Source organism: Ensifer sp. ENS02 (genome assembly GCF_014851885.1).
Classification (GTDB): Bacteria; Pseudomonadota; Alphaproteobacteria; order Rhizobiales; family Rhizobiaceae; genus Ensifer; species Ensifer adhaerens.
Map to the genome: position 1 here is coordinate 81,500 of NZ_JACVAO010000022.1, position 16,821 is coordinate 98,320.

Here is a 16,821-nt window from a genome sequence, read left to right on the forward strand (position 1 = left end):
CGGTGCAGCCGGGTCACGGCGAATGACGACGGTCTGGCCATGGCTCTCGCTCGCCGGCCTCGGTGCCTTTCACGGCCTCAACCCGGCAATGGGCTGGTTGTTTGCGGTTGCGCTCGGACTTCATCGCCAGAGCAGCCGGGTCGTCTGGCTGTCCCTCGCACCCATTGCGGTTGGTCACGCGATCTCGGTCGCGACCGTGCTGGCGGTGGTCGCAGCATTCGGCTCGGTGCTGGATCCGAACACATTCAGGATCGCGGCCGCCGTGCTCATTCTGGGGGCCGCCGGCTACACCGCCATTCATGGCCATCGCCACCGCGTCCGGATCGGAATGCGGACCGGCATGGCGGGACTTGCGGTCTGGTCATTCCTGATGGCGACGAGCCATGGGGCCGGCCTGATGCTGGTGCCGGCGGTGCTCAGTCTCTGTCTTGCAGGTCACGCCGGCGAACTGGCGATGGCAAGTTCGCTGCCGGTCTCGCTCGCCGCCGTTGCAGTGCATAGCATCGCAATGCTGACGGTGACCGCGGTGCTGGCGCTCGCCGTCTTCACCTGGTTCGACCTTGCGGTCCTGCGTTCCGCCTGGATCAATTTAGATCGCCTCTGGACGCTCGCCCTCGGAGCAACCGGCGTCGCACTCCTCATTCAATGATCTGCATCGCAGCCGCCAGGCTATTGCCGCTGCGATTTTACATAAGCGATATAGCCGCGGACATCGGCGGCGGGCTCGGCATAGGCGGCCCCGAGCGTTCTTTCGATGCTTGCCATGTAGGTCTTTGCCCAGTCCGGCAGGTCATAGTCGATCGCGGCCAGGAACTCGAGCGTTGCTGCGAGCCGGATATCGGCGATCGAGGGCTTGGCGCCACCGATGAACGGCTTGTCGCCAATGTAGAAAGCGCGGAATACGTCGAGCGGTTCGGCAAGGGCTGCAACCGCTGCCTTCCGGGCGATCTCCTTCGTCGCGGCATCGGCATCGCTGCAGCCGACTTCGCCCGCGTAGAGCGGAAAGTTCAGCGCCGGATAGGTTGCGCGGGCAAGGTAGGGATAGAAGGTGCCGATCAGGTAGAACATGGCGCTGTCGATCATCGCGCGTGCTTCGGGTTCCCTCGGGTAGAAGTCATCAAGCCCATGTTTGTTGCAAAGGTACTGCATGATCGCGCAGCTTTCCCAAAGCGCGCCCCTGGGCAGGTCCGCGGTCTCGATCATCGGTGTCAGATGCGACGGCGCTCGTGCCAGATATTCGGGCGAGCGCGTCTGGCCGTAGACATCGTTTTCACTGAAATCGAGCTTGGCCGCGCGCAGGAACACGCGCGCGGTCATGTTGTTGACGCTGGGCTTGATCACGTTGAGCTGGATTGCGGACATGGCATTCCTCCCGGTTGATCGTCGTTGAACTGGTGCCGGCTCGCCCGCCGCAGACACCGCCACTTGGCTGCAGATCTCGCCAAGCGCCACCCTATCGCGGTCCGTATGGGTTCTTCGGTTGGCGATCGAGCGACAGCGTCGGCCGAGAGCGTTCGTTCAGGGCTTCGATCGCATCGGCGAGATGGACCTCGGCGATGTTATAGTCGCCGCGTTCAGTCCTGATCCTATGCGCTTCCATCAGGACTTCGGCATGGCTGTGACCGGCCGGCGGCTCGAAGCGATAGGAGGCAAGTTCAACCAGCAGCCCAAGCGGATCTTCGAAGTAGATCGAATCCATGAAGCCGCGATCCTTGACGCCACTGTGGCGGATCTTTCGCTCCTCGAGCCGCTCCACCGCCTGGTTGAATGTCGCGCGCGAAACAGCAAAGGCGATGTGATGCACACAGCCCATGTCGGTCGGGGTGCGCTCGGGATCCGGCGTGCGGTTCTCGTCGGTGAAGACGGTAATCAGGCGGCCGTCGCCCGGATCGAAATAGAGGTGGCTTTCGCTCGCCCGGTCGAGGTTCGGTTGCTCGAAAATGAAGGGCATGCCGAGCAGCCCCTCCCAGAAATCGATCGACGTCTGACGGTCCGCCCCGACAAGCGTGATGTGGTGAACGCCTTGCGATTGCAGTTTGCGCATAGCCGGCCTCCCGGGTTCGGCGGAGAATGTGGGCCGAATGGCTCCTGGCACCGCTTTCCACCGCATGCAATTGTCGCCCGTCGCGGGCAGAAGGCAAGCGCCAATCACGGGTGGGTTGGCGGGCGGCAAACGTGTTGTGGCTGGGCAATGCACAGCTTTTAGCCCACCCGACCTTCGTTCTGAGGTTGTGTCTGCCGAAGAAACCGTTTCCGACACGCGTGTTTTGATTTCCCCGGCAAACTTTCCTATCTTCCGGTTGCAGTATCCGCAGGGTGGATGGAGGACAGATGCCGGTCATGCGGCGGTCGAAGATCAGGCAGCGCCTGCTGATCATGCTTGTCACCGGTATCGGCGGCATGGCGGCGGCTGCGATTTCCTTTGCATCGGCGGTTTATGATGCAGCCAATCCGGTTCCTGTTCCGGTCATAGGTAAAGACCAGGTCGTCGACACGGGCCGGTGGCGGGTGACCATAAACGGCGCCCATATGTCGTCTCTGCCGCCGACCGGCACCAAACCGTTCGAGCCGAAGCGGTTCCTGCTGGTGAATCTCGAACTCGACAACCGGTCCGTGGCCAGCAGCTACGTCTTCATGAACCTGATCACGATCAAGGATGACGCCGCTCCGCTGCAGCCCAAGCCCACCTATTACCTGGCGAGGGACAAGTGGATCGCCAGCGCGATCAATCCGAACATGCCGGAAGACCTGGTCGCGGCCTGGGAGTGGCCGGCGGACCGACCGGAACCGCAAACGCTTTCGCTGGCGATCGGCAAACAGATCTATAAGCCACGTGACAATCTCTACGGCGCGCCGAATTGGTTCGATGACGGCGAGGCCGCGGTCGTCGAGTTGCCGGTGACGCAAGCTGTGGAGACGACGGAGCAATGATGTCGGCTTTCCGTACGCTGCTGCTTTGCGGCCTTGCAATCGCCGCGCTCTATGGGATGCGAAACAGCACCCCCGGCTACGGCGACATCACCGCGCCGATCGCCATTCGCGGCGCTGTCGGCGAGCGGGTGGAGACGCGCGACTTCGCTTTCGGCGCAGCCAATGTGCATCTGGCACGACAGCTCAAGATCGAAAGTTTTGGACGGGTCAAGGACTTCTCCACATCCGGCATCTGGCTGGTCATCGAGGGCGCGGCCGTCGCCAAGACGGAAACGATGACGTTGATGTCTGCGGAATGGCTGGCGAGCAATGGTTTGCGCTACGCGTTGAGCCAGCGGTTCTCGACCGTGCCGGGCTATCTGCCGACGGAGCGGCTCGAACCCGGCCTGCCAAGGCCGGTGCTTCTTGCCTTCGAGCTTCCCGAGGCGGCCGTTGACCAGGGCACGCTGCTCGTCGCACGCAGTCGTGTGTCGCCGCTCGCCGAGGAACTGTCGATTGCGCTCGGCGACAAGAAGCCGGCCGAGATCAAGCCGTCCGTCACCATTGCGCGCAGCGGCAGCGGCGCGCCCTGGACACTGGCCGCGCACTGAGGGAGGTAGTCATGAGCGAGAAACGCACCTTCTGGACCTGCCTGCTCGCGTTGATCGTCGCGCTGCCGCTCGCCTTCGTCGCCCGCGCATGGGAAAGCCTTGGTGAGAGCCAATGGCTCGCCGGCGGTAGCCCGGAAGTCGTCGTTGCGGATGGAGCGGCGCAGGCCTTCGCCGGTGGGCAATGGAAGCTTATGGATATGCGACGCCTGCCGCGCACCGACGACGCACGCGTCATTCTTACCGAATTCGAGGCATCGCCGACCGATCTCGCCGCTTTGTCGAAGGGCGCCTGCCGCGTTCGACTGATCGACGACAAAGGGCGCCGCTTCGAACCGGTCACCCTGACCGAGCCGATCGTGCGAGAGATGTATCCGGAGGTGGCCGAGCGTCAGCGCTGCAGTGTCCTGGCCTTTACGGATGCCAAGGCCGGCAGCCCCGTCCGCATGGCCGAGAGCTTCATCGTTCCGGCGGAGGCGCGGGACCTTTCGCTGCGGATCGAATTTCCCGGCGCCAGTGACGAGACGCTGGTGTTCAAGTGGACGCGTAGTTGATCTCGACTTTCTCGGCCTGACGGGAAACGGCGTGTTCGAGCATCGCCGCCAGCAGGGTGATGCGCAGGGCATCGAGCACGATGCCGCCGTTGAGATCGCTGGGGCTGCCGATGAAAAGGCTCACGGCATCGAAAACGAGCCGCCAGCTCGCAAGATCTCCCACGTCCAGCGTCCGTGTTGCCGCGTACCACGTCCAGGCGCCGAGCCAGGCAATGGCATTGTAGGCGATGATAAAGGCGAAAAGTGCCGCCAGCCCCGAGCCGAGCGTCAGCTTCAGGCAGGTCCAGATCGGCGCATAGCGGGAGCGATAATCGCCGATGAAGTGGTCGAGAAAATCGGCGACCCATTTGCGCAGCGTGCGGGCGCGGCGCGGCTTTGGCGATGCCGGCCGGGTGCGCGGTGTTGCGCTCGAAAGCTCGTAGCCGTTGATGATGGCCGCCATGACCAGCCAGACGACCGGAAGGAGCGCATAGAAGAACAGGCCTGTGGCCTGGCTATCCCAGTCAGGTTTTCTCAATTCCACCGGCACGAAGGTCTCGGCGGCATGCGCAATGCCGGCGAAGGCGAAGCCGTTCATGCTCAGAAGCTTGCCGGCGCCAAGCCAGGTGATCACCTGGTCCTTCCAGACCGACAGGCCGTAGAGACCGATGAAGATCCAGCTTGCATCTGCGGCTACAATCAGAAGACGCCAGACGGGCGCTTCGCTCAGCTTGCTCATGCGTTTTGCGCCCCAGCGTACAAGCCAGCAGAGCGCGATCGACACGAGAACGCCGCGCGACCCCAGAATATCGAAGAAGTTGGCTTTTTCGCCGAAAGCGACGGCAGCAAGTGCTGACCGCGAATATTCGCGCACGGTATCGCCGAGAAGCCCCCAGGCGGCGTAGTAGGCAAAGAACGGCAGGAGGGCGGCGGCGGTGACGGCGAGCAGCCTGCGGTCGGTCTTCGGCACCTTGGTCTCGACAGGCGCCGCTGCCGGCTGCTGCCGGAGCGCTTCGAGCGCCGGCAAGCCCGGGCGAAGGACCATGAACATCAGCACGATGACGACGAGCTTCGCCAGCACGACGAGGGAGAGCGTGACCATGCCGCCGAGCGGATGCTGCATCCCGATCCAGACGGCTGCCCGCATCAGGAGATCGTGCACGATGGCGCCGCAGGCACCGAGCAGCAGGAGCTGCGGCCAGAAGCGGGCGAGAAGGCGCGCCATCAGGGCAAAGGGTCCGAACACTTCGGCGATCGACGTCATGCCGACACCATAGTTGCGTCGGCCGGTTACGACAACCGCTCGGGGCGAACGGAGAGAGGATGTCCTCCGCGTCGCCCGGCGTCAGATGTTGCGGCGCTTGCCCTCGATCAGGTCGAGCACCGCGCGTGCCGCATCGAGCACGTTGGTGCCAGGGCCGAAGACCGCCGACACGCCGTTCTCCATCAGGTAGTCATAGTCCTGGCGAGGGATGACACCCCCACAGATGACGATGACATCCTCGCCGCCACGCTTTTTCAGCGCTTCGGCCAATTGCGGCATCAGCGTCTTGTGGCCGGCTGCGAGCGAAGAGACGCCAATGACATTGACCTTGCTCGCAAGCGCCATGTCGGCCGCCTCCTCCGGTGTCTGGAACAACGGGCCGGCAAGCACGTCGAAGCCGATGTCGCCAAAGGCCGACGCGATCACCTTGGCGCCGCGGTCGTGGCCGTCCTGGCCGAGCTTGGCGACCATGATTTTCGGCTTGCGGCCGAGTTTTGCCGAAACCTCGTCGAGGCGGCCGGAGAGCACCTCGAGTTCAGGCTCGCCCTCATAGGCCTTGCCATAGATCTTGCTGACGACCTTGGGCGTTGCGGCATGGTCACCAAAGGCGCCGCGCATCGCATCGGAGATTTCGCCGACGGTCGCACGCGCCCGCGCCGCTTCGACGGCGGCCGCCAAGAGGTTGCCTTCGCCGGTCGAGGCGACCTTTGAAACCGCGGCCAGGGTCTCTTTCACCTTTGCGCTGTCGCGCCGCCGCTTCGTTTCCTCGATGCGACGGATCTGCGCGGCGCGCACGGCGCTGTTGTCGATTTCCAGGATGTCGATCGGCTCCTCGTTGTCGAGCCGGTACTTGTTGACGCCGACGATGATTTCCTCGCCCTTGTCGACCGAGGCCTGGCGGCGCGTCGCGGCCTCTTCGATCAGTCGCTTCGGCAGGCCGGCGTTGACCGCACGGGTCATGCCGCCCATCGCCTCGACCTCTTCGATCAGCGCCCAGGCCTTTTCTGCAAGTTCATTGGTCAGGCTCTCGACATAGTAGGAACCGGCAAGCGGATCGACGACCTTGGTGACACCGGTCTCGTGCTGCAGGATCAGTTGCGTGTTGCGAGCGATGCGCGCTGAAAACTCCGTCGGCAGCGCGATCGCCTCGTCGAAGGAGTTGGTGTGCAGCGATTGCGTGCCGCCAAGGGCGGCCGACATCGCCTCGAAAGCGGTGCGGATTATGTTGTTATAGGGATCCTGCTCCTGCAGCGAGACGCCCGAGGTCTGGCAATGGGTACGCAGCATCAGCGAAGACGGCTTCTTCGGCTCGAACTCCTTCATGATCCGGGTCCAGAGCAGCCGCGCCGCCCGAAGCTTCGCCGCTTCCATAAAGAAATTCATGCCGATGGCGAAGAAGAACGAAAGCCTCCCGGCGAACTCGTCGACGTTCAGCCCTTTGGCAAGGGCAGCCCGCACATATTCGCGCCCGTCGGCGAGCGTGAAGGCAAGCTCCTGCACCAGCGTCGCGCCGGCTTCCTGCATGTGGTAGCCGGAGATCGAGATCGAATTGAACTTCGGCATCTCCTTCGCCGTATACTCGATGATATCGGCGACGATGCGCATCGAGGGTTCCGGCGGGTAGATGTAGGTGTTGCGGACCATGAACTCCTTGAGGATATCGTTCTGGATGGTCCCCGAGAGCTTGTCGCGCGAAACGCCCTGTTCCTCGCCGGCGACGATGAAGGAGGCGAGGATCGGAATGACCGCGCCGTTCATGGTCATCGAGACCGACATCTCGTCGAGCGGAATGCCGTCGAACAGGATCTTCATGTCCTCGACCGAGTCGATCGCAACCCCTGCCTTGCCGACATCGCCTTCGACGCGCGGATGATCGCTGTCGTAGCCGCGATGGGTCGCAAGGTCGAAGGCGACGGAAAGGCCCTTTTGTCCGGCCGCGAGATTCTTCCGATAGAAGGCGTTCGAAGCTTCGGCCGTGGAGAATCCGGCATATTGGCGGATCGTCCAGGGACGCCCGGCATACATGGTCGCGCGCGGACCACGCACGAAAGGCTCGAAGCCCGGCAGCGAATCCAAATGATCGATGCCGTCGAGGTCGCCGGCCGTATAAAGCGGCTTCACCGCAATGCCCTCGGGCGTCTGCCAGGTGAGGCTTTCCGGCGCTGCCTTCAGTTCACGCTCGGCGAGCGTTTCCCAGTCCTTGGTGGTCTTTTCGGTCATCGGATGTTCTCCTGGATGATGGCGTCGACGGCCGTCGCCATCATTCGAATTCCATGATCAGTTCGTCGACCGCGAGGCTGGCGCCGGCGGCGACCGCCACGCGCTTGACCACGGCCTTCTTTTCGGCGCGCAGAATGTTTTCCATCTTCATCGCTTCGACCACGGCAAGAGCCTGCCCGGCCTCGACGGTGTCGCCGGCCTTGACCGTGACCGAGGTGATGACACCCGGCATGGGGCAGAGCAGCATGCGCGACGTGTCCGGTGGCAGCTTTTTCGGCATCAGCCGCGCCAGCTCCGCAACCCGCGGGCTTCTGACGTGGGCAATGGTGTCGATGCCGCGCCAGCGGAGCCGGATGGCGGTTCCAACCCGATCGACTTTGACGCTCAAGGGCTCATTGTCGATGTTGAAGGTGGCAAGGGTGCGGCCGGGAGCCCAGTCACCGGCGATCGTAACCGAGGCGCCGTCGGCAAATCGGACATAGGCACCATCGGCAGACGCGCCGGCGGTGACTGCGAAGTTGTGATCGCCGAGGCTGACCACCCAGTCGTGACCGACGATGCGACGGTGATTGCCGATCGTGCCGGAGATCTGGCTGGCGCGCTCCTGCAGCACCTGATTGATCGATACGGCGACGGCTGCGATCTTGCGAAGCGACTGCTCGTCGGCCGCAACGCCGTGGAAGCCGTCGGCGAATTCCTCGGCGATATAGGCCGTGGTCAGCCGGCCCTCTCGGAACCGCTGCTGCTGCATGACGGCTGCAAGGAACGGCAGGTTGTGACCGATGCCTTCCACCTCGAACTGATCGAGCGCATCGGCCATGGCATCGACTGCCGTCTTGCGATCCGGCCCCCAGGTGCAGAGCTTGGCGATCATCGGGTCGTAATACATCGAGATCTCGCCGCCCTCGAAGACGCCGGTATCGTTGCGTGTCACCGTGCCATCTTCGCGTCTGCCCTCGACCGGGGGACGATAGCGCGTCAGCCGACCGATCGACGGCAGGAAATTGCGGTAGGGGTCTTCCGCATAGAGCCGGCTTTCGATAGCCCAGCCATTGAGCTTTACGTCGTCCTGGCCGAAGGCTAGTTTTTCGCCGCTCGCAACACGGATCATCTGCTCGACGAGATCGAGCCCGGTGATGACCTCGGTCACCGGATGCTCCACCTGTAGGCGGGTGTTCATTTCGAGGAAGTAGAAATTGCGCTTGCCGTCGACGATGAACTCGACGGTACCGGCCGAATGATAGCCGACGGCCTTGGCGAGCGCGACCGCCTGTTCGCCCATGGCCTTGCGGGTCTCGGCATCAAGGAAGGGCGAGGGGGCTTCTTCGATGACCTTCTGGTTGCGTCGCTGGATCGAGCATTCGCGTTCGCCCAGGTAAAGCGTATTGCCGTGTTTGTCGCCGAGCACCTGAATCTCGATATGGCGTGGCTCGGTCACGAATTTCTCAATGAAGATGCGGTCATCGCCAAAGGCGTTCTTCGCTTCGTTCTTCGACGACTGGAAGCCTTCGCGTGCCTCCTGGTCGTTCCAGGCGATGCGCATGCCCTTGCCGCCGCCACCGGCCGAAGCCTTGATCATGACGGGATAACCGATCGAACCGGCGATCCGAACCGCCTCGTCGGCATCCTCGATCAGACCCATATGGCCCGGAACCGTGGAGACACCCGCTTCGGCCGCGAGCTTCTTCGAGGTGATCTTGTCGCCCATCGCCTGGATGGCTCCAACCGGCGGGCCGATGAAGGCAACGCCTTCCTTTTCCAGGGCTTGCGCAAAGGCGGCATTTTCCGAAAGGAAGCCATAGCCCGGATGAACGGCATCGGCGCCGGTCTTGCGGATCGCATCGATAATTTTGTCGATGACGATATAGGACTGCGCCGAGGGCGAGGCGCCGATATGCACCGCCTCATCCGCCATGCGCACATGCATCGCGTCGCGATCGGCGTCGGAATAGACCGCGACCGTTGCGATGCCGAGCTTCTTCGCAGTCTTTATGACGCGGCAGGCGATTTCACCACGGTTGGCGATGAGGATTTTCTTGAACATCTTGTTTCTCTTTCAAATCCGGACTGCGCGTCAGCGTTTGAACTTGCGGCGATAGGGCAGAAGCGCGATCGAGGATGCTGCGGCAGCACCTCCAAAGAGCAACGCGAAAGGCACCACGACCATGAGGGTTGCGAGTACCGGGTTCGTCGAGCGGATGATGTGCGTGCCGACCGCGCCGATATTGAGCCAGATCAGCACGCCGGCCGTTATGGCCCCGATCGCAACGCCGATCAGCGCGTTGACGGTCATGTAGCGCAGCATCTGCCAGTGGTCGCGTCGGGCCTCTTCCGGTGTCATTACGCGTTCCGGCTCCCGTTCCATCGTCGCCTCCATCAGAGCGGGATCGTGTCGTGCTTGCGCCAGCGGACATCGACCTGCTTGTTGCGCAAGGATGCGAAGGCACGAGCGATGCGGCGACGCGACGAATGCGGCATGATCACTTCGTCGATGAAGCCACGCTCGGCAGCCACGAACGGATTGGCGAAGCGCTCCTCGTATTCTTTGGTGCGCGCGGCAATCTTCTCGGCATCGCCGAGTTCCGAGCGGTAGAGGATCTCTGTTGCGCCCTTGGCGCCCATCACGGCGATCTCGGCGGTCGGCCAGGCATAGTTGACGTCGGCGCCGATGTGCTTGGAGGCCATGACGTCGTAGGCGCCCCCATAGGCCTTGCGGGTGATCAGCGTCACCATTGGCACGGTCGCTTGGCTATAGGCGAAGAGCAGCTTGGCGCCGTGCTTGATGACGCCGCCATACTCCTGCGCCGTGCCAGGCAGGAAGCCGGGCACGTCGACCAACGTCAGGAGCGGGATCGAGAAGGCGTCGCAGAAGCGTACGAAACGCGCGGCCTTGCGCGAGCTGTCGATATCGAGGCAGCCGGCAAGCACCATCGGCTGGTTGGCGACGACGCCGACTGTCTGGCCCTCCATGCGGATGAAGCCGGTGATGATGTTGCGGGCAAAGCTCTGCTGCAGCTCGAAGAAATCACCTTCGTCGGCGAGCGCAAGGATCAGTTCCTTCATGTCGTAGGGCTTGGTGGCGCTATCGGGGATCAGGCTGTCCAAACGCATTTCGAGCCGCGCCGGGTCGTCGTGGAAGGGACGGACCGGCGGTTTCTCTCGGTTGTTGAGCGGCAGGAAATCGAAGAGCAGGCGCACGTGCTCAAGCGTTTCGATGTCGTTCTCGTAGGCTGCGTCGGCGACGGAGGACTTTTTCGTGTGCGTGCCCGCACCGCCGAGTTCTTCGGCCGTGACGATCTCGTTGGTCACGGTCTTTACGACGTCGGGCCCGGTCACGAACATGTAGGACGAGTCACGCACCATGAAGATGAAGTCGGTCATGGCCGGCGAATAGACGGCGCCGCCGGCGCAGGGCCCCATGATGACCGAAATCTGCGGGATGACGCCCGAGGCTTCGGCATTGCGGCGGAAGACCTCGGCATAGCCGGCAAGGGAAGCCACGCCTTCCTGGATGCGGGCGCCGCCCGAGTCGTTGAGGCCGATGACCGGCGCGCCGTTGCGAACAGCCATATCCATGATCTTGCAGATCTTCTGCGCATGCGTTTCCGACAGCGAACCGCCGAGCACCGTAAAGTCCTGGGAGAAGACATAGACCTGGCGGCCATTGATTGTGCCCCAGCCGGTGACGACGCCGTCGCCCGCGACCTTCTGGCCTTCCATGCCGAAGTCGACGCAGCGGTGCGTGACGTACATGTCGTATTCTTCGAAGGAGCCTTCATCGAGCAGCACCTCGATGCGTTCGCGCGCCGTCAGCTTGCCTTTGCCGTGCTGGGCGTCGATCCGCCGCTGGCCGCCGCCGGCTCTTGCTTCCGCCCTGCGGGCTTCGACCTGTTCTAATATGGCGCGCATGGTGCCCTCCCGATTTTTTGATGCCCGGCTTTTTCAACGATTGTGCAGAGGCGCTTCGAGCTTCGCAATAGCGTCGAAGACGGCATGGAAAAACGTCTCTTCATGTGCAAATGTGAAATAGATTATTTTGTGAAACGTAAATTGCAAAGTTGCAAACATGGCGATCGGCAAGCTCTACATCGGCCGCAAGGTCAGGGAACTGCGGGAAGCGAACAAGGCGACGCAAGGTCAGTTCGCTGAACGCATCGGTATTTCCACCAGCTATCTCAACCAGATCGAAAACAACCAGCGGCCGGTTTCGGCGGCGGTGCTTTTGGCGCTCGCCGAAAAATTCCAGATCGACATCTCCGAGCTTTCGACCGGGGAGGGCGATCGCCTGCTTTCGGCGCTCTCCGAAGCGCTCAGCGACCCCCTGTTCGAGACCTATTCGGCGAGCCTGCAGGAGCTGAAGCTCGTTGCCCAGAACGCGCCAGGCCTGGCGCATGCGCTGATCACCTGCCACCAGGCCTACCGCCGCAACAGCGAACAGCTTGCGAGCATCGACGACACCATCGGCCGCGGCGGCCCCTTCGTCGAAACGACGCCCTATGAGGAAGTGCGCGACTTCTTCCATTTCGTCGACAACTACATCCACGAGATTGATATACTCGCGGAGCGCCTGGCGAGCGAACTCGGGCTCGGCGAAGGCGACAATCATGCAGCGCTTGCAAGCTATCTGGAGCAGCGCCATGGCGTCCGTGTTGTGCGCGGTGCTGCCGGCGACGAGGCGATCCGTCGCTTCGATCCGCGTGCCCGTATCCTGACGCTCAATCCTTACGCGCCGCCAGCGACGCGCGACTTTCAGATCGCCCTGCAGATCGCCCAGCTTCATGCCCGCGAGGAGATCGACCGGGTGGCCGGCAGCGCCGGTTTCCGCACGGAAGAGGCCTATGAGATCTGTCGCATCGGCCTGCAGAACTATTTCGCCGGTGCGCTCATCTTGCCCTATCAGGCGTTCTCAAAAGCCGCCCGCGACTTGCGGCACGATATCGAGCTGCTCGCCGCCCGTTTCGGCGCGTCATTGGAGCAGGTCTGTCACCGCCTTTCGACCTTGCAACGGCCGGGGCAGAAGGGCATTCCGATCTTCTTTGCCCGCATCGATCGCGCCGGCAACATCACCAAGCGCCATAGCGCCGCGAAGCTGCAATTCGCCCGCTTCGGTGCCGCCTGTCCGCTTTGGAACGTGCACCAGGCCTTCGAGACTCCGGGCAGAATCATCCGGCAACTCGCCGAAACGCCTGACGGCGTGCGCTACCTCTGTCTCGCCACCCAGATCACCAAGGGTGGCGGCGGTTTTCGCGCCGCGCAGCCGCGTTATGCGCTGGCACTCGGCTGCGAGATCTCCTACGCCGATGCTTTCGTCTATGCCGACGACATGGATCTCGGCAACCGCGCCGCCTTCGATCCGATCGGCATTTCCTGTCGCATCTGCGAGCGCACGAAATGCGCCAGCCGCGCCGTACCGCCATTGAAGCGTCGCCTGATTGTGGATCATGACTTACGCGGCGCTCTGCCGTATCGTCTAAGTGAGAACTGATTGGGCTTGTCTGTTCATTTTTGAACAGACCCTGTGAGAAGTTGCATATGGGCCTGCCGGAGGTTTGGTGTAACTAGGCCCTAATTGCTCGACTATGCGGTCAGGGAGGACATGCATATGGATTTTCGCCTGTCGGAGGAACAGGAGGCCATTCGTCAGATGGCGCTCGATTTCGCCCGCGACGAGATTGCCCCTCACGCGATCGACTGGGATCAGCAGAAGCATTTTCCGGTCGACACTTTGCGCGGCGCCGCCGCACTCGGCATGGCCGGCATCTACGTCCGTGACGATGTCGGCGGCACGGGCCTGACCCGGCTAGACGCTGCGATCATCATCGAGGCGTTGGCGACCGGCTGCCCCGCCGTCGCCTCCTTCATGTCGATCCACAATATGTGCGCCGGCATGATCGACCGTTATGGCACCGACGAGCAGCGCCAGCGGCTGCTGCCCAAGCTTTTGACTATGGACGTGCTCGCGAGCTACTGCCTGACCGAGCCCGGTTCCGGTTCGGATGCGGCGGCGCTGAAGACAAAGGCGGTCAAGGAAGGCGACAGCTATGTGCTGACCGGCCAGAAACAGTTCATCTCCGGCGCCGGTGAATCCGGCCTCTATGTGATCATGGCGCGCACCGGCGAAGACGGCCCCAAGGGGATCTCGACCTTCATCGTCGAGAAGGATGCGCCGGGCCTGACCTTCGGCGCCAACGAGAAGAAGATGGGCTGGCACGTGCAGCCGACCCGCGCCGTCATGCTCGACGGCGTGCGCGTACCCGCTGAAAATCGCCTCGGCGGCGAAGGCGACGGCTTCAAGATCGCCATGGGCGGGCTCGATGGCGGTCGCTTGAACATCGCCGCCGCGTCGCTCGGCGGTGCTCAATCGGCCTTCGAAAGGGCGCTGGCCTACGTTCAGGAGCGGCGCGCCTTTGGCAAGGCGATCGGCGAATTCCAGGCGCTACAGTTCCGTCTCGCCGACATGGCGACCGATCTCGAAATCGCCCGCACTTTCCTTTGGCGTGCCGCTTCGGCGCTCGATGCGGGCGACCCGGAAGCGACGAAGCTCTGCGCCATGGCCAAGCGCTTCGTCACCGACCGCTGCTTCGCCGTCGCCAACGACGCGCTGCAGCTTCATGGCGGCTATGGCTATCTCGCCGATTATGGCGTCGAGAAGATTGTCAGGGACCTTCGGGTGCACCAGATCCTGGAAGGCACCAACGAGATCATGCGCCTCATCGTGGCGCGTTCGCTTATCGGCCGGAAATAGGCCAGAAACGGGAAAGACCGCTCATGGAAATGCAGACGCCAGCACCGGAAGTGATCGTCGAGCGCCAGGGCGCGGTCGGCCGGATCCGGTTGAACCGCACGCGCGCGCTGAACAGCCTCAACGTGCCGATGATCCGGTTAATCGCGGCGGCCCTGACCGAATTCGAGAACGATCCGGCGGTCGCTGCCGTGCTTGTCACCGGCGAGGGCGAGCGCGGGCTTTGCGCCGGCGGCGATATCCGCATGATCTATGAAAGCGGCCGCGAGCGGCCGGAGGAGGGCGCCCAGTTCTGGCGCGAGGAGTTCGTCGTCAACAGCCGCATCTCCGGCTACCGCAAGCCCTATATCGCCATCATGGACGGCATCGTCATGGGCGGTGGCGTCGGAATCTCCGCCCACGGCAGCCATAGGATCGTTACCGAGCGCACCAGGCTTGCAATGCCCGAAACCGGCATCGGTTACTTCCCGGATGTCGGGGCCACCTGGCTTTTGCCGAAGGCGCCCGGTGAATTCGGCACCTATCTCGGTCTCACCGGCCGGGACATCGTTGCTGCCGACGCGATCCTTGCGCGGCTCGCGGACAGTTTTGTCGCTGCGGACAAGCTGGAAGCCTTGATCGCTGATCTCGCCGCACTTGCGCCGAGCGCGGGCAGCGCGGATGTCGACGGCGTGATTGCCAAGCATGCCTCGGAAGCTCCGGCAACGCCGCTTCAAGGCCATCTTGCCCTGATTGACCGTTGCTTTGCCTTCGATACGATCGAAGAGATCCTAGCGGCGCTCGAAGCCGATGGTTCCGATTTTGCCAGGGAGACGCTCGCGCTCTTGAACTCCCGTTCCGCGCTCAGCATGAAGCTGACGCTCGATCTCCTGCGCGCCGGCCGCCGCAGTGCTTCGCTGAACGAATGCCTTGAGCGCGAATACTCCGCGACGCTCGGCATGCTCGCCAATCCCGATTTCTACGAGGGCGTGCGTGCCGCTGTGATCGACAAGGACCGCAATCCGAAATGGTCGGTTGGACTTGCCGACGTGACGCCCGATAGGCTCGCGCGATTTGCGCGCAAAGATCACCCGCCACTGTTCTAGCGCCTGAGGATGGGGCGCAGTTCGGTTTTGGCCGAGTTTCAATGCGAGGAGGAATGACATGACGAAGATCGCCTTTATCGGGCTCGGCAATATGGGCGGTCCGATGGCCGCCAATCTGGTGAAGGCGGGACACGCGGTCACAGGCTTCGACCTGTCTGAGGCTTCGCGCAACGCCGCGGCGAAGACCGGCGTTTCCGTCGCCGGCTCGATAGCACATGCGGTGCGCGGTGCTGAATGCGTCATCACCATGCTGCCGGCCGGCGCCCATGTCCTCTACGTCTGGGATGAACTTCTCGGCTTCGTCGATCCGGGCACGCTCCTGATCGACAGTTCGACGATAGACGTCGATAGCGCCCGGAAAGCTCATATGCTCGCCGAAAAGATCGGCTGCCCCTCGCTCGACGCACCGGTTTCCGGTGGCACCGGTGGTGCTGCGGCTGGCACCTTGACCTTCATGGTCGGCGGCAGCGACGAGGCTTTTTCGCGCGGCAAGCCGCTACTCGACGCTATGGGCAAGAAAATCGTCCATTGCGGAGGTGGGGGCGCCGGTCAGGCGGCGAAGATCTGCAACAACATGATCCTCGGCATTTCCATGGCCGGTGTCTGCGAAGCTTTCGTGCTGGCCGAGCGTCTCGGCCTGTCGCACCAGGCACTGTTTGACGTGGCTTCTACGTCGTCCGGCCAGTGCTGGTCGCTGACGACCTATTGCCCGGTGCCGGGCCCGGTTCCGACCTCGCCCGCCAACAACGAGTATAAGCCGGGCTTTGCCGCAAGCCTGATGCTCAAGGACCTGAAGCTGTCGCAGCAGGCAGCGAGTGCCGCTGGTGCGACGACGCCGATGGGCGCGCAGGCCGCGCAGCTCTATTCGATGTTCGAGAAACTCGGCCATGGTGGCGAGGATTTTTCGGCGCTGATCCGTCTGTTGCGCGGGAACGACGAGGCCAAGGCCGGTTAATTCATCCCGTGCCGATCGATTTCCGCCCGTTTACGCGGGCGGAAAGCGGCCGCTGCTGCCTGTGGATAGAAATAGCGTTTAATTTCAATGTGTTGTGCGATTTACGTCGGGCCCATGAAAATCCCTGTTGACGTGTCGGAGGCTGGGGGTCTATAAGCCCGATCACTGACGAGGGCGGCGGCGCTGCTGGCGACGACGACCTTCGCTCTAGAGTTTCCTGGTTGGCTTGGTGCTGATTGAGGGGTTCGGGACGAGAGTTCTGGGCTTTATGGAAACGGTTTGACGGACGGTGCGTTCGTCGGTTTTTTGACAATTGAATATAGAGAAAGAGAAACGTGGGCGGCGGAGCTCGTGAGGAACCTTTAGGGGTTCTTTCGGAAAGAGACTTTGGCGGTCACGTTTTAACAAGAGACTACACCTGTTTTCTCGATGGCGATCTTTGGATTGTTGTTGATTGAAGACAAGGTGTGAGTTCTCGTCGATTCAGAACGTGACGTAATGCCA

Annotated in this window: 15 protein-coding genes; 8 read left to right on the forward strand and 7 right to left on the reverse strand. The window is 62.7% G+C overall.

All coding sequences use genetic code 11. The features are described 5' to 3' along the window. The first annotated feature begins 22 nt into the window (after positions 1-22). Positions 23-649: a hypothetical protein gene (locus tag IB262_RS31390; RefSeq protein ID WP_192494222.1), complete on the forward strand. Its 627-nt coding sequence runs from the start codon at positions 23-25 to the stop codon at positions 647-649. A gap of 20 nt (positions 650-669) precedes the next feature. Here the strand turns inward: IB262_RS31390 and IB262_RS31395 are convergent, their stop codons facing one another. Both IB262_RS31395 and IB262_RS31400 read right to left on the reverse strand, forming a co-directional pair. Continuing rightward, positions 670-1,362 carry a glutathione S-transferase family protein gene (locus IB262_RS31395; protein ID WP_029742732.1) on the reverse strand — a complete coding sequence of 231 codons (693 nt, stop codon included), beginning with the start codon at positions 1,360-1,362 and terminating at the stop codon, positions 670-672. A 91-nt stretch (positions 1,363-1,453) separates the two neighbouring features. Further along, entirely contained in the window at positions 1,454-2,044 is a 591-nt protein-coding gene (locus IB262_RS31400; protein WP_060520524.1) for a VOC family protein, read from the reverse strand. 287 nt (positions 2,045-2,331) lie between these two features. Between IB262_RS31400 and IB262_RS31405 the strand changes: the two genes are divergently transcribed. The 3 genes from IB262_RS31405 to IB262_RS31415 are packed head-to-tail and all read left to right on the forward strand — an operon-like array spanning position 2,332 to position 4,072. After that, a complete protein-coding gene (locus IB262_RS31405) occupies positions 2,332-2,931 on the forward strand; it encodes a hypothetical protein (RefSeq protein ID WP_192494223.1) in 600 nt (199 codons plus the stop codon). After that, positions 2,928-3,521 (forward strand): hypothetical protein, encoded by a 594-nt coding sequence (locus tag IB262_RS31410; protein ID WP_192494224.1) that lies wholly within the window; start codon positions 2,928-2,930, stop codon positions 3,519-3,521. Before IB262_RS31405 ends, IB262_RS31410 begins: the two co-directional genes overlap by 4 nt. A gap of 11 nt (positions 3,522-3,532) precedes the next feature. Further along, positions 3,533-4,072: a hypothetical protein gene (locus tag IB262_RS31415; RefSeq protein WP_060520527.1), complete on the forward strand. Its 540-nt coding sequence runs from the start codon at positions 3,533-3,535 to the stop codon at positions 4,070-4,072. On the opposite strand, the gene IB262_RS31420 is transcribed toward IB262_RS31415, so the two are convergent. From IB262_RS31420 to IB262_RS31440, 5 genes are all read right to left on the reverse strand, one after another. Beyond that, positions 4,053-5,315 carry a hypothetical protein gene (locus tag IB262_RS31420; RefSeq protein WP_192494225.1) on the reverse strand — a complete coding sequence of 421 codons (1,263 nt, stop codon included), beginning with the start codon at positions 5,313-5,315 and terminating at the stop codon, positions 4,053-4,055. The two genes, IB262_RS31415 and IB262_RS31420, sit on opposite strands and share 20 nt — an antisense overlap. An 81-nt stretch (positions 5,316-5,396) precedes the next feature. Continuing rightward, positions 5,397-7,535 (reverse strand): methylmalonyl-CoA mutase, encoded by a 2,139-nt coding sequence (gene scpA, locus IB262_RS31425; RefSeq protein WP_060520529.1) that lies wholly within the window; start codon positions 7,533-7,535, stop codon positions 5,397-5,399. Between the two features lie 40 nt (positions 7,536-7,575). Beyond that, entirely contained in the window at positions 7,576-9,579 is a 2,004-nt protein-coding gene (locus IB262_RS31430) for an acetyl/propionyl/methylcrotonyl-CoA carboxylase subunit alpha (RefSeq protein WP_192494226.1), read from the reverse strand. Between the two features lie 30 nt (positions 9,580-9,609). Further along, on the reverse strand, positions 9,610-9,900 hold the full coding sequence (locus tag IB262_RS31435) for a hypothetical protein (protein WP_246802770.1): 291 nt from the start codon (positions 9,898-9,900) through the stop codon (positions 9,610-9,612). Between the two features lie 11 nt (positions 9,901-9,911). After that, the gene (locus tag IB262_RS31440) at positions 9,912-11,444 is read right to left on the reverse strand and encodes an acyl-CoA carboxylase subunit beta (RefSeq protein ID WP_029742743.1); all 1,533 of its coding nucleotides are present in this window, start codon (positions 11,442-11,444) and stop codon (positions 9,912-9,914) included. Between the two features lie 157 nt (positions 11,445-11,601). Here IB262_RS31440 and IB262_RS31445 point away from each other — a divergent pair, with 157 nt between their 5' ends. From IB262_RS31445 to mmsB, 4 genes are all read left to right on the forward strand, one after another. Continuing rightward, positions 11,602-13,020, forward strand: coding sequence for an XRE family transcriptional regulator (locus IB262_RS31445; RefSeq protein WP_029742744.1), 1,419 nt, complete (start codon positions 11,602-11,604; stop codon positions 13,018-13,020). Between the two features lie 117 nt (positions 13,021-13,137). Next, entirely contained in the window at positions 13,138-14,280 is a 1,143-nt protein-coding gene (locus IB262_RS31450; RefSeq protein WP_029742745.1) for an isobutyryl-CoA dehydrogenase, read from the forward strand. A 23-nt stretch (positions 14,281-14,303) separates the two neighbouring features. Next, positions 14,304-15,362: an enoyl-CoA hydratase/isomerase family protein gene (locus IB262_RS31455; protein ID WP_060583579.1), complete on the forward strand. Its 1,059-nt coding sequence runs from the start codon at positions 14,304-14,306 to the stop codon at positions 15,360-15,362. A gap of 58 nt (positions 15,363-15,420) precedes the next feature. Beyond that, on the forward strand, positions 15,421-16,317 hold the full coding sequence (gene mmsB / locus IB262_RS31460) for a 3-hydroxyisobutyrate dehydrogenase (RefSeq protein ID WP_034800108.1): 897 nt from the start codon (positions 15,421-15,423) through the stop codon (positions 16,315-16,317). Positions 16,318-16,821: the final 504 nt, after the last annotated feature.